The sequence below is a fragment of the Corynebacterium sp. Marseille-Q2823 genome (assembly GCF_903645345.1).
Lineage (GTDB): Bacteria > Actinomycetota > Actinomycetes > Mycobacteriales > Mycobacteriaceae > Corynebacterium > Corynebacterium hiratae.
The window spans coordinates 133,962-147,501 of record NZ_CAHJXS010000007.1 but is presented as its reverse complement, the minus strand read 5'-3'; the positions used below and the strand labels follow the sequence as shown (position 1 = coordinate 147,501).

Annotated in this window: 12 protein-coding genes and 1 pseudogene; 7 read left to right on the top strand and 6 right to left on the bottom strand. The window is 53.2% G+C overall.

The genetic code is table 11. The annotated features are described in order from the left end of the window. Nucleotides 1-338 (top strand): annotated as a pseudogene (locus tag HWX44_RS09555) (IS1634 family transposase); the annotation flags it as partial. Between the two features lie 227 nt (nt 339-565). On the opposite strand, the gene HWX44_RS09550 reads toward HWX44_RS09555, so the two are convergent. From HWX44_RS09550 to HWX44_RS09540, 3 genes are read right to left on the bottom strand one after another with little or no spacing between them, the layout of a single operon-like run. Then, nucleotides 566-1,339: a DeoR/GlpR family DNA-binding transcription regulator gene (locus HWX44_RS09550; protein WP_175974368.1), complete on the bottom strand. Its 774-nt coding sequence runs from the start codon at nt 1,337-1,339 to the stop codon at nt 566-568. An 11-nt stretch (nt 1,340-1,350) separates the two neighbouring features. After that, nucleotides 1,351-2,751 carry a GntP family permease gene (locus HWX44_RS09545; RefSeq protein WP_175974366.1) on the bottom strand — a complete coding sequence of 467 codons (1,401 nt, stop codon included), beginning with the start codon at nt 2,749-2,751 and terminating at the stop codon, nt 1,351-1,353. 3 nt (nt 2,752-2,754) lie between these two features. Further along, entirely contained in the window at nt 2,755-3,987 is a 1,233-nt protein-coding gene (locus HWX44_RS09540; RefSeq protein ID WP_175974364.1) for a homoserine dehydrogenase, read from the bottom strand. A gap of 236 nt (nt 3,988-4,223) precedes the next feature. Between HWX44_RS09540 and otnK the strand changes: the two genes are divergently transcribed. From otnK to HWX44_RS09525, 3 genes are all read left to right on the top strand, one after another. Further along, nucleotides 4,224-5,492, top strand: a complete 1,269-nt coding sequence (gene otnK / locus HWX44_RS09535) for a 3-oxo-tetronate kinase (protein WP_175974362.1) — start codon at nt 4,224-4,226, stop codon at nt 5,490-5,492. Then, complete coding sequence (locus HWX44_RS09530; RefSeq protein WP_175974360.1) at nt 5,482-6,126, top strand: class II aldolase/adducin family protein; 645 nt, start codon at nt 5,482-5,484, stop codon at nt 6,124-6,126. The genes otnK and HWX44_RS09530 overlap by 11 nt, the downstream gene beginning before the upstream one ends. A gap of 157 nt (nt 6,127-6,283) precedes the next feature. Further along, complete coding sequence (locus HWX44_RS09525; protein ID WP_175974358.1) at nt 6,284-6,502, top strand: hypothetical protein; 219 nt, start codon at nt 6,284-6,286, stop codon at nt 6,500-6,502. Between the two features lie 65 nt (nt 6,503-6,567). On the opposite strand, the gene HWX44_RS09520 is transcribed toward HWX44_RS09525, so the two are convergent. After that, entirely contained in the window at nt 6,568-7,761 is a 1,194-nt protein-coding gene (locus HWX44_RS09520; protein ID WP_175974356.1) for an ATP-binding protein, read from the bottom strand. 320 nt (nt 7,762-8,081) lie between these two features. On the opposite strand from HWX44_RS09520, the gene HWX44_RS09515 reads away from it, so the two are divergent. Together HWX44_RS09515 and HWX44_RS09510 are read left to right on the top strand one after the other, a co-directional pair. Next, entirely contained in the window at nt 8,082-8,543 is a 462-nt protein-coding gene (locus HWX44_RS09515; protein ID WP_046649199.1) for an ASCH domain-containing protein, read from the top strand. 128 nt (nt 8,544-8,671) lie between these two features. Then, nucleotides 8,672-10,384, top strand: coding sequence for a bifunctional metallophosphatase/5'-nucleotidase (locus HWX44_RS09510; protein ID WP_046649200.1), 1,713 nt, complete (start codon nt 8,672-8,674; stop codon nt 10,382-10,384). Between the two features lie 119 nt (nt 10,385-10,503). On the opposite strand, the gene HWX44_RS09505 is transcribed toward HWX44_RS09510, so the two are convergent. Next, nucleotides 10,504-11,010 carry a GNAT family N-acetyltransferase gene (locus HWX44_RS09505; protein WP_046649201.1) on the bottom strand — a complete coding sequence of 169 codons (507 nt, stop codon included), beginning with the start codon at nt 11,008-11,010 and terminating at the stop codon, nt 10,504-10,506. Nucleotides 11,011-11,128: 118 nt separating this feature from the next. Further along, entirely contained in the window at nt 11,129-12,175 is a 1,047-nt protein-coding gene (locus HWX44_RS09500) for an Lrp/AsnC family transcriptional regulator (RefSeq protein ID WP_046649202.1), read from the bottom strand. Nucleotides 12,176-12,315: 140 nt separating this feature from the next. On the opposite strand from HWX44_RS09500, the gene HWX44_RS09495 reads away from it, so the two are divergent. Continuing rightward, a complete protein-coding gene (locus HWX44_RS09495; protein WP_046649203.1) occupies nt 12,316-13,524 on the top strand; it encodes a M20 family metallopeptidase in 1,209 nt (402 codons plus the stop codon). The last annotated feature ends 16 nt before the right edge of the window (nt 13,525-13,540 follow it).

Sequence of the window (13,540 nt, the reverse complement as noted above, 5' to 3'; positions counted from 1 at the left end):
CTCTTCCCGCTAGTGAGGTTATCGGGCATTACCGCAGGCTATTCAACATTGAAAAGTCGTTTCGGATGTCGAAATCAGACCTGAAAGCACGCCCAATCTACGCCAGGAAACAAGACTCGATCACAGCCCACCTCAACATCGTCATCGCAGCCCTAGCCGTGGCCCACCTGATGGAGACCCGCAGTGGCCAATCCATCAAACGCCTCGTGAGAACACTCAAGAAATACCGCAGCTTTCAACTCGTCGTTGGCGGCGAAACCATCCACGCCGCAGTACCACTACCCCCGGAAATCCAAACCCTCGTCAACACCATCACCACCCCAACCCTTCGGCACTAATTTGAGCCAAGTCAGGTTTCACTTATCCGACGGGGAGGCCTGAAAGCCGCCGTGAGCGGGCAGGAGTGCTAGCTGCCCGGGTTCACGATAAAAGATGCCGCCAGCGGAGAGGCGTCTATAGGAGGAAATACTCCGAATACCAACGGGCCAATGTCTTCCGCGCAGAGGGTCAGGTAAGCGAAGCACTGAGATCTTTCCCATCCCTACGGAATCGTAATTCTTGAGGCTTACTTGGTAGGCATCGCACGGTGCAATTCGATGCCAGACTTCTTGATTCCTGCTGCCGCTGAGTTCCCTAAACCAGAGTCAGTGATGATCTGGTCGAAGCGGGCAAGATCAGTGACCCGGTATGTCGAGTACGTCCCGTACTTGGAACTAGCGGCTAATAAAATGGCTGATTTAGCAATGTCGATTGCTACGTTTTTGACTCCGACCTTCTCCACTGTGGTCGCCGTGAGGCCCCGCTTAATATCCCAAGAAGTTGCGCTGATGAACGCCATATCTACTGCCATACAGCGGAGAAGCAGCTCGGATAAGGGGCCACTACTAGAACGATTCCTGTGATCGAGGTGTCCTCCTACATGGATAACCTCAATGTGGCCGGCACCGCACAATTCGTCGACGATTGCAAAATCATTGGTGACAACTGTGGCGCGGCTAAGTGCGGTCAAGTGTGGGACCAGCTGAACGGTAGTTGTTCCAGCATCCAAATAGTAGGTCCCATCTTCGGAAAGAAACTTAGCCGCCGCCTTACCAATCGCGACTTTCTCTGGTAAGTCTTCCAAAGACTTTGCATCAAAAGTGGGGGCAGAGTTCACTTGCTGTGCAAGGCGCACCCCGCCTGCCACACCGAATACTAAGCCTTCTTCCTCTAAGCGTGAAATATCCCGGCGAATCGTCATGTGAGAGACGTTGAGCAGCTCTGCAAGTTCTTTGATGCTTTGAGTGCCCTGTCCCGTGAGGATGCGCAAAATGGCCCTACGGCGTTGATCCGGGATCATATTTCACCTCTTTAGACGAGTCCCATGGCATTGAGAATGCAAACAACGATAAAGGACGTTACACCGGAGATTAGCGTAGCGACGCCAGAGGAACGAATACCTTGCGCCAGAGTGAGGTTTGACATTGTTGTAGTGACCCAGAAACCGGAAGAGTTTGCGTGCTTCATGATCTGAGCACCTGAACCGCAGGCCAAGAATACTGCTAGTGCGGAGACGCCGAGAACGTCAACCATGGGGGCCATGATCGCAGCGGAAGTCAGCATTCCGAGGATATTGGAACCAGTAATCGTATTTAGTGCAGCACCGACGATAAAAGGAATCAGCAGTGCCGGGATCCCAAGTTGGTCGACGTCTTCGATTAGACGTTCAGCAACCTCGGTGTTGCGAACCAGGAGCGCGAGTGAACCGCCGGCGCCTGTGATCGCCATCGGTAGCACCGCAGCTTTGAGACCATCGTTAAACAGGTCGTTAAGTACGTATTTCGAGTTCCACTCGTTACCAAATAATGGAAGGCAAAGAATGACGCCAATGGCGAGGGCCACCATCGGGGCACCAATTAGTCCCGAGACCTTGAGAACCGGAGAATTCTCAGCGAGAACGTTCGTGAGCACTGCGTCCATCATGATTAGCGCAATTGGTAGAACAATTGGAAGTAAGCAGAGCAACAAGTTTAATGGCTTGCCTCCGGCAGAGATGCGGCTATCCACCTTGGTGGCGCTTTCGAGAATTTCTTCGCCGTGCTCACTACTATTTGCTTCCGATTCAACCACGGCTTTGACAAACTCCGGTTTTGGAGCAACATACTCTTTAATGGTTGTAAGATAAAAGGTACCTGCCGTAACACCAAAAACTGTTACGACGAAGCCCCAGAAGATTGATGCAGCGACGTTCACTTCGAGGACGCCAGCGGCAGCAAGCGGCCCAGGCCCGGGAATGATTAGTGAGGTGGCCACATACGCACCGAGATAGAGAATTGGGCCTAGCTTCATCATCGATTGACCCGTTCGCAATGCGATGACCGAAACAATTGGAATCAGCATAATGACTACGGTGTCAGCAATCAGCGGGATACCGATGATGGTTGATGCAATAGCGATTCCCCAGGGGATTTTGTTCCCTGAGCCGAGAACTTGCTGAATTGCTTCCGTAATTCGTACAGCTGCACCGCTAGCTTCAAGCATCACTCCCAGTACACAGCCGAAAATAATGATAAGTCCTACAGACTTCATTGTGTTGCCAAAGCCTTCAGCGACAAGCTCGATGGTTTCTGGCCCACCCATTCCGAAAACCGTTGCAAGCGTAATTACAACCCCAACTAGTGCAAAAACCGGATGCACCTTCGCCTTCGCGATCAGTGCTACAAGGGCAATGATCGCGATTAAGAAGGAAACTAGCATCATTGTGTCAGACATTTTCTACCTCACCTGATCCCATGCAGCCAGAAGCTGCGCAGAAGTGCCGTCAATTGAATCGAATGAAAGGAGATTCCCTGGCTCTATGTTGTGAATCACCGTTGTGTTATCGAGCATGTAGAACGGGACAGTGTTCCGCTCTGCCTCACTTGCGTTGATGAGGACGGGGCGAATCCCAGCGATATCGTGATGGTGTCCAGAAACTTTTAGAGATGTTCCGGCAGGAATTGCAGTTGTTGCCTTTCCAGCCATAATTACTGTTGCTTTGGAAGGGGACTCGTATCTATCTGCTCCATTTGACATACTGTCGATGCCAGCGGGAGTCTCCACGCCCATGAAGTGATACGGCAGGTAAAAGGCGGCGTATTTACCGTTCCTGCTCAAGACGTGTCCCTTCGTTCGAAGGATGTCCCACGTAAACTTATCTTCGGTACGAGCAACGATGAAGACGCCTCCGGCAAATGAAGGCTCATCTGTATGGCGCAGTGCCCGAAAAACATCCACGCAGCCTTCGTTCCGAATGATTCCGCCGTCCTCTTCGAGCGCGTATGCATCTGCAAGCTCGGTGGTTCGAAGTACGGGATAGTGCATTTCGGGAGTGTCGACGGATAGACCGAGGTGATTCGCCACAACTGACATTTCGCAATAGTCGGCGCCGGGTGCCATTTCGAATTCACGAAGCATCTCTGCGCGCTTGCTAAGCGTGGATTTTATGTCTTCGTCTAGGTGCCATAAATCCTCGAAACCTTTAATGGTTGCAGTTGAGTCCAAGAATTGAATGCTGTTGTCTGAATGATCGAAAACAAGGTCGTACTCGCTTGATTTTCCGACAGCCACAATGTCCAAGCCGATTTCTTCGGCCCAACGGCAAAGATTGATAAGATTCGCGGGTTGGTCGCCGAGTGCAGGTTCATACCGGACTCCGTGGTCTAGTGCCAGCCTCTTAAGCGCAAGACCCGCAACTGAGTCAACTTCTTTGCTAACCATCGCGACATTCTTGCCAGATTCTATGGCTGAAACGGAGGCTTGGAGTCCAAATTCGGGGGAGCCAGTGGCTTCGACGAGTACGTCGTAGGCGTGATCGGGGACGTTATCCAGGGAACTAACTATCGCAATCTTGCCTGATTCAACAATCTTGGACACTTCAGATGTGGTTGTGGCAATCGCGAATCTATCTGCGGAGATTCCAATATCTGTACACATTTCGACTACAGCTGCGGTGTTGAGATCGCACAAGATTGAAGGAGATACTCTTGGTGAGAATTTAGTTTGGGAGACAAGCGTACGTGCGTAGTCGCCGGCGGCACCCGTGAGTAGATAGTGGGTTGCTTGCCTATCGCTAGATTTGGTTCGAGTTTTGAGTCTCACAATCGACCTCCATGTAATGTTCCTAACACTTGCGTGTAACAAATTGAACCATATATTGTCATAAATGCACAAGGGTTATCAAAAACTAACACTAAGGAGTGGGCTTGGTTCACATAGGTGGGATCGCTGACGACTTCACTGGAGCGATTGATCTAGCTGGAAATCTGCGGCACAGGGGATTGACGGCAGTAGTGGTATCACGATTGGAAATGCTGAAACATATTTCGGATGCTGCCGACCAGAGCTTGAAAAGCCTTTCGCAAGTCGATGCAGTGGTTGTGGCGCTGAAGACCCGAACTGCGCCGCCTGCGGAGGCGGTGGAGCAATCACTGAAAACTGCGAAGGTTTTAAAGTCTCTTGGAGTAAAACAGGTTTATTTCAAAATTTGCTCGACGTTTGATTCGACTGCAGATGGCAACATTGGTCCTGTATTAGAGGCGCTTGCACTAATGCTAGGCGTAGACCGTGTTCCTGTGATTCCTGCGTTTCCCGAGAACGGAAGACGAGTATTTCAAAGCCATCTTTTCGTGTTCGATCAGCTTCTGTCAGAGAGCAGTATGAGAAACCATCCGTTGACCCCGATGAGGGAATCGGACTTACGCCGTGTGCTCGCGCCACAAACCAAAATGGGAGTATATGCGATTACTGAAGAGACAGTATCAAGCGGCGAAAACGCAGTACGTGAAGAACTGAAGCGTTTGTCTCAAAACAGCGTTGCAATCGTCGACACTATTTGTGATCGAGACCTAGAAATTCTTGGTAAGACATTCGAACATTATCCACTGGTAGTGGCGGGTTCTGGATTGGCCTTGGGGTATGGTTCTGCTGATGGCGCGGGGGCACTGCAAAGAATAAAGGCTCCTTTGAGTAATCGATTAGTCTTGTGCGGAAGCGCTTCGCAACAGACTCAAAAGCAACTTGCCTATGCAAAATCTGCTGGGGCTACAGTAGTTAAGATTTGCGGCAACTCTACTGTTGATGAACTGGTGCAGACCGCAAGAGAATATTGGCAAGATGGTTCTCCGATGCCTTTCATCTTGTGTACAACCGAGTCGGACGATGATGTCCCAGCCGATGAGTCAATACGCAGTGCCCAAGCAGAGGTCTTGGAGTCACTCCTAGCCTCGGTTGCTGCTGAACTAATTCCCCAAGATTGTCAGGCTCTTATCGTTGCTGGGGGTGAAACCTCGGGAAGGGTGACTACGGAGCTGGGGGCAGCTCAACTAAAACTCGGTGACCGAATTGCACCAGGAGTGTCGTGGGCGACGTTTGTTAGAGGTGAACAAGACGTCGCAATAGCGCTGAAGTCAGGAAACTTTGGAGACGAGGCAATGTTTATCGATGCGTGGGAGTTGTTGGAAGATGTTAACTAGCGGAGACCTTGATGAGTTTTGCACGGCAATCCGAGAGCTGGCGAAGCAAGGCTTATCTCCGGGCTCTTCAGGAAACTTTTCATTAAGAGATGACGACCGAGTTTGGGTGTCTAGGTCAGGCTGCGAGGCACAGGACTGTTCTCCAACCGACTTTGTTGAGTTTGACCTAATTTCAGATAAGCTCCTAGGAAGCCAGGCTCCTTCGAAAGAACTCCCATTGCACTTGGCAATGTATGAAAAAAATCGCGAGGTAGGCTGTGTTATTCACTTGCATTCGCCCAGTGCAATGGCAGTTTCAGCACTGAAACCTTGGAGTGCAGTCTCTGCAATTCCACCCATTACACCGTATTTTGTTATGAAGGTGGGGCGGGCTCCTCTTATTCCGTATTTTCCTCCGGGCAGTGCTCAGTTAGGAGAAGCTGTCGCTAAATTGCCTGGTTCATTTAATGCTTTCCTGATGCAAAACCATGGATTTACCGTCGGGTTTTCGGATGTTGGCTCGACCCGGCAAGCGGCTATCGAAATGGAATCTACTTGTGAGATTTGGTTGAAAGTGTGGAATTTGGATCCACGGTTGTTATCGGATGACGAGGCCAAGTACCTAGCAGAGAAAAGCGGAACCTTCTGGGCCTAAGGGAATGCTTACTATCGAGATAGAACTGGCGGTGGGATCGAAGCTCTGGCAACTGTTCTCTACATATCGATTGGGTGGTGCGTGTAGGACTGAGGGAAGAACGGCTGATGGATTCGCTACGGTCCTTCGAGTCCAACGGTGACAATGCTTTAAGCGGATGATGAATCTCGTGCGTATTGCCAACTTCAACTTAGGCTTTGGAGACCGCATGTCCGCTGAATCCATCTTGTTCAGTCTTGATACTGACACCGCGCAGTTTAGCTGTGCTGCTACTCTCTTGGACTTGATGGATGAGCGCGCTCATTTTCACGCTATCGCATTGGTGGCTGGCAACGTGGGCTTAAAACAGCAGAACAAGTACGCACACAGACGCTGAACTCGGCGGGCTAGTTTCGAGGGATGGCTGCGGGGTGTACAGCCTAAGGAGCGAGCGTGAGCCCGCTACTGGGCGTCGAAGCCCTCGGCTATGAGGCTTGCCGCGTGCTCGCGGAGGTAGTCGCGTAAGTACGGCAAGGCGAAATCGACTTCGCCGTGGCCCGTGGTGGTGATCATTTCGGCGTCGAGAAGCCGGCGGCGATAGTTGCCTACATAAGAATCAGTCTTATTGAAGCGTGCCTTGATATCCGCCATCTTGGCAGGGCCATCGCTTTGGGCCATGTAAACCAAAAAGCTTCGGTCGACAGTGGAGAGATCCGAGAGCGCGGGCTCATGAACAAGTTGGCCGAGCTTTCGCTGTGCTGTTGCGACTCCGCGTTGGGCAGCGTCGATAGAAATCTCGGTACCTCCGTCAGCGGTACGTTCCTTTTCCCTGAATGAGCACTGGCCGACTAGCTGAATCATGAATGGATATCCATGGCACGCCTCAACCGCGGTTTCCAAAGCGTCCTTTGACCATGAGGTGGCGGCGCTGTGAAGGGGTTCCTCCAGTGCTTCACGTACATCCGAATCGGAGACCCTGCCCAGCTCAATGCGGTTAGCGCGTCGAAGAAAGGTAACTGGATTGGTGTCGCCGCGACTGTTCAGCTTTCCGGAAAGTAGTGGTCTAATTGAGGATGGGATGCCTGCCATGACAACGGAAATGTCTTCACCTTCGCGAACCAGATGTTGAATCGTGGCGCCGAACTCTATGAGCTCTTGGCTTCGTTGGTGGTGCATTTCATCCAATGTCACGAGCACACCACCAGGCTCCTGGCGGGCTTTTCGGTCAAGCTCACGTTTATAGGCCAGTAAATCCTTTAACGCATTACGTAGCGAGTACGTTGATTCCGCAATGGCTCGCGTATCCCAGTTGAGCCCGCCTCCAATGCCGAGGATGGAGACGTTGAGGCCTTTGAGCTGCTTCCTGTCTTTAGTCAAGAGTTGAATGATGCTGCTGCGCAAGCGTTCAACGAAACCGGCCGTTGCAGTGTCGCTGAGGGTGAGCCAACCGCGCGTGAGTGCTTCGTCTTCGAAGGCGTTAAGAAGGACTGTCTTTCCGATGCCGCGAGGGCCGATGATGAGCGAGATCCTCTCATGGGCGCCGGGGCCCTCATCGAGCGCGAAACCGAAATCACGAATGGCATCACTGCGGCCAACCAGCAATGGGGGAGTGGCGCCGAGGGTAGCCGTAAAAGGGTTGGTGTGTTTCGGATTCATGGCACTCACTCTAGACCACAAAGCTTTTGAAGTCTTGTGAAGTTTATGAAGTTTTTGAATTTTTTGAAGTTTATGAAGAGCTGTGAAGTTTGAAAGAGGGGCCGCACCGCTAAGCAATGGGAAGTGGCGGCGCGGCCCCGGAGTGATAGGGAAGAAGGGCGGATTCCCAGCCTTCCGTGTAGGGGCATCGTTGACATTAGGGCTGGGGCTGGACATCGTTGCGAATGATTCGAACGCGCGGGTCGAACGTCCAGTCGGGCGAAACGGCAAGCTAGCACGTGCTTGGTTAACAGCATTCATGAGCCACGTACTGTAAACGTATGACTCAGGATGCTTTGAAACCTATATCGGAACTGCCCCGTGGCGAGTTTGCCTTCCCCGGCCCGCTTCGCGACGCCCTCGTTACCGCCATCCTGAACGGCACGAAAACCACCACGTCATCCTTGCTGGTTGAGCACCCGCGCGGCCGCGACCCGCGCGAGGATGTGGGCACCCTAGAGGCCGTCCTCGACTCACACGACAACGTGGTGTGCGTCATCCGTACCACCGAGGTCGAGGTCCGCCGGCTTGCCGACGTCAGCGACGAGCACGCCATCGCCGAGGGTGAGGGCTACGCCGACGCCAGCGACTGGCGCGCCGGGCACGAGCAGTTCTGGCGTTCACCCGAGTTCGTTGAGTACATCGGAGAGCTAGATATCAACGATGACACTCAGGTGGTGTGTCAGCGTTTCACCGTTGATGGGCGGTACCCGGTTAGGGCATTGGAGCCGTGGGATTCCTGAAGGGACATGCCCGTGGTCTAGGCGTTTTCGTAGCTCGTGCCCAGCGGTAAGCATCTGGACTATGAATGTTCATCTAGATTTTGCCTCAAGGTCGGGGAACCTCTAGCCGCGTTAGGCAGAATGCCTCTATGCGCAATCGTCACACCATTCTTGCTTTGACTGCTCTTCTTTCTCTCAACGCATCTAACGCTATCGCTGCTGAATCGGACCCAGGTCAGGCGGCAGTAGCGACCGGAGACGTTGTCTACTTCCAGGACATGAAGGAGTTTGAGCCCCGAGCCTGGGATGACGGGAGCCACCAAGGCGGCATCGCCTACCTAGCAACTGCCCTTGAGAATATCCGCCAAGAAGAAGGCGACCCTATCGTCGCCTTTGGTGGAGAACTTGCTGCCGGCAGCCTATTCGGCTCAGTCTTTCGCGGTGAGCCATTTGTCGAGGCTTTTAACGAACTCGGCGTGGACGTCGGCAACTTTGGCAACCACGACTTTGATTACGGCGTGGACCATACTCGTAGCCTTATCGAAAAGGCCGAGTTTCCGTGGATTTCCAGCAACCTGACTACCCAGAATGGCGAGCCGATCAGCGATGACGGGACCACCTTCACTGCTAAATCCGGTGAACTCACCGTCGGGTTTGTTTCTCTTACTGCCGACCTTGATCGAACCGTAGCTGCCAAGGATGTCGTGACGGGGGACTTCGCTGAATCCGCACGCGCCGGGGTTAACAAGCTCCAAGAAGAAGGCGTTGATGCGATCGTTTTGCTGAGCCAGATCTCAAAAGAAGACACCACTCGGGTAATGGAAGAGATTCCCGAGCTTGCAGCAGCGCTGCGTGAAGAAAACGAGGCGCAATCACCGGAAGAAGTAACCTACACCGCAGATGATCGGCCGATTATCGCACCGCGTGCTGATTATGGAACGTTGGTTCACCTCGACGTCACCGTTGACCGTTCCACGCAGAAGACCACGGTGAAGGTAGTGAACCATCCGGTCAATCCATCGCTTCCTGCTAACGAAGAGTGGAAGGCACGCAGCGAGAAACTCTACGGTGAATTAGACCGTCAACTGGGCGAGCAACTTGGTACTGCGACGCAGGCTTTATCAAAAGCAGAACTAGGCCCGTTGGTAGCGGATGCATACCGCGAACATTTCGATACTCAGCTCGGATGGCAGAACGGTGGCGGCCAGCGTGCTGACATGAAAGAAGGGACCTTGACCCGTCGCGATGCGCAATCGGTGCTTCCTTTCGGTAACTCACCAATCGCGATTCAAGCAACGGGCGCACAGATTAAAGATGCACTGGAAAAGGGTATTGAATCTAATCCGGATGGTGGGAATGGCTTCCCACGGACTGCCGGATTCACGTTTGATTACGACATGAATGCGCCATTCGGTGAGCGCGTCAGGGCGATAAAGCTCGATGATGGCACGTCAATGGACATGAATTCCACGTACTCACTGGCCATTAGCAATTACGTGGTGAATGGTGGCGACAAGATCGATTCATTCAGCGATGCGCGTGTTACTTCTACTGGCACGGCAATCGACGTCGATGTCTTCTCCGAGTACATCAAGCGGCATGGTGAGCTCTCACCTTTGAAGACTCCTGATGAGCCAAACGATCCAGCAGACGGTGGGAAGACAGAAGAATCATCGATTGGTTCTTCGCGTGGAGCAGCCGTTGCTATCGGGGTGATCGCTGCACTGGCGGGTGCTTTCATTGCGTTCACTCCCAAGTCTGTACTGGATGGGATTGTTCGCTATCTGAAGACCTTCTTGCCGGGCTCGTGGCAACTAAATCTTCCTTCGGATCACTTCCCCTTGCAGGGACTGCATCAATAACCAGGGTATTTCAGTTCTACGGAGTCATTCCCACGTACCAAAAGAGTGGCTGAGCTGCGAGTGATAAGTTGAGCTTCTTCGTCAATGTGGCATAGACCTTGATGAGGTAATTCTTTTTATCAGCCCAGTCGATACACCTCGTAGTCGCCCGGCACTCCTGCGCCGGGGACGTGCTGAAGTCCGAGCTTCAATGCTAGGGCAATCGACGCTTCATTAGTGGGGTCGATTATCGCAACGACTGGGAGCTGCGGGAAACGCTCGCGCGCATTGGCAACCGCAGCGGCTGCGGCCTCCTTGGCATAGCCCTGGCCTTGCGATTCGGGTGCGAAGCGGTAGTAGAGGTTGAGCACTTCCTCACCGGCTTCTTCGCTATGACGCACGCCGGTAAAGCCAATGGTCGTTCCATCGTGAGTGGACACCACGTAGTAGCCCAGCTGTTTTTCACTCCAATTCTGTTGCCACGAGCGTGCCAGCTCCGCGGCTTCCTCCCTAGTCTTCATAGCCAATTCAGGGCGGTGCTCGTAGGTGCGGGCGTCCGAATGAATGGCAAAGATGGCGTCAATATCGGCATCTGTAGGCACCGACAATGCGAGCCGTGGGGTCTGGAGGGCGAAATCCTGATTCATAGGGGTTCCTTTCATTGAAATTTACAGGACTCCCAGGTTATCCAATCACGCGGTGAAACCCCTTCAATTCCCATCAAACTCATCTGCTTAGTGTCCACTAAACGAGGGTTCCTCACGATCAGCACGCATGTAATACATGTGCATGCAGTGAAGGACTATCGGTCCAGGGGACGTGGCCGATTTTCCGCCCCTCTTCGTCAAGGAGAACTCCCGCCCTCTTGTGGTGTTGCAGGAGGATGCTGCGGCTGACTACGCGAGTCGGTAAGCCGCGGACTACGTCAGATTCCACTTCGTTGGCTTGGCTGAAGGACCTTAGCCATAAGATGACGTAGAGGTTTGCTTCCCCACCTACCAGTGTTGTACACAAGCGCGCGTCTGGAAAGGTCTTGATCTTCGTGACTACCTCGTCGAGCTTAGCCGGCGGGACCAGCAGCCATAGGGCCAGCACCCCAGGCCATTCGTCGTGGAGCGGTGCAGCCTCCACTCGCTGGATAAGGACCCGCCGTGAGAGGAACTGTTTAACAATCCGTCGGGCCTGTGGGTTACCGAGACCCAAAGATGAAGCAATACGCGAGGCGCCGGCTCGTCCATCGCATTCCAACACACGAAGCGTCTTTTCCACGCGTTCGTCGAACTCTACTTCCGGGAACTTGTATTGGTTGGGCGATTTTTCGATTCGGCCAAGGGTGCCGCTGTTCCACTGAGCACCTTCAAGCTGGACATCCGACATTAGTGAAATGATTAGTTCGGATATGCCCTCGACCTGTCCTATGGACACATTGAGTACTGGGCGCACGCGGCTCTTGTCAGGAACAAAGACTATGAGCTGAATCTGGTACGCGCCGGTCATCTCACTTACCGACATCACTTCTGGGACCTGACAAAGTTGCTTGGCGACCGCTTCGACGAACCCTGGCTGGCATTTGACCCGCACGCTGAAGCACATCAACCCACGGACCCTATTTGGGTAGGTAGCGATCCAACCGGCTCCCGACTCCACCAGAGCGTGCCAATGTCGCCTCACCGTGGGGCCACTTACCCCAATTGTCCGCGCAATTTCCGCCCAGGGCGCGCGGGGATTGCGTTGAAGGGCATCAAATACCGCGAAGTCCAATTCCGACATCATGGTCTTTCCAGGATCTATCCCAGAGTCCATACCGAACATATTCTCCTGTTTTTAGACGTCATTCAAACAAATAGAGCTTTCAGAAAGTTTATTTAAATAACATACCTCGACAATGTGATCCATGGCATTAACTTGCGCGGATTGCATCTATGTCTCATTTCCGTTTGTCAAGGAGTTCCATGTTTGAGCAAGAGCCGTCTTCGACCAACATCAAGGACTTAGTAGATTCGCTGCAAAGCTACGCCAACCAATTTGCCGACAACCTCGCCGACGTTGCCAAGGATCTGTGGGATCACCCTGAAATCCGTTTCACCGAGTACCACGCCGCTAAGCGCCTTACCGCTGAGTTAGAGGACGCCGGGTTCGAGGTCACCCGCGGTTTCGGAGGCCTTGAAACGGCCTTTGTCGGCAAATGGTCTTCGGCCAGTGCAACCGCCGACTCGCCAACACTGGCAGTCTTTTGTGAGTACGACGCCTTGGAAGAGGTAGGCCACGCCTGCGGCCACAACATCATCGCAGCAAGCGGCTTGGGCGCAGCGAAAATCGCTAAGGCAGATTTGGAAGCCGATGGGAAGACGGGCGCTCACTTGGTGGTTATCGGCAGCCCCGGTGAAGAGGGCGGGGCAGGTAAGGTCCCGTTGATCGAGAATGGGGTGCTCGAGGGGGTTGACTACGCCGTAATGATCCACCCGAGCAACGAGGAGAAGGTCGGGGGAGGGAGCCTTGCTCGCGTCGCTCTCGATGTTGAGTTCAAGGGCAAGGCCAGCCATGCCGCGGCTGCGCCGGAAGACGGGCGTAACGCACTCGACGCAGCAACTCTCTCGCTAAATGCGATCGGCCTTCTCCGCCAGCAGATCAAGGATGATATTAGAATCCACTCGATCATCACTAACGGTGGGCAAGCACCAAATGTAATTCCTGAGCTAACTGGAATTCGGACTTTCGTGCGTGGATCGGACTCCGATTATCTTCTCGAGAGCGTTGTTCCGCGCGTTAAGAATTGCTTCGAAGCTGGCGCTCTTGCCACCGACTGCACTGTGAGCATCACCTCGACTACTCCGCCCTATCTTTCGCTGAAGTCGAACCCGACTCTGGTCACCATCGCTGAAGCAGCGTTTTCGGCTGTTGGGCGCCAGACTACTCCGAACGAACTGTTCTCTGGGTCTACAGACATGGGCAACGTTAGCCAAGTAGTCCCTGCTATCCACCCAATGATCCGCCTGACCCAGGATGCCCCGCCTCATACCCGTGAGTTCGCAGCAGCTGCCGATGGTCCTGATGCAAAGAAAACGATCATCGACGGCGCTTTGATTCTCGCCGCCACCTTGCTAGCCGGTTTCCGCGACCCCGAAGTCGTGGAAGAAGCGAAGCGAACTTTCAACGAATAACACCCCAGCAAACTAA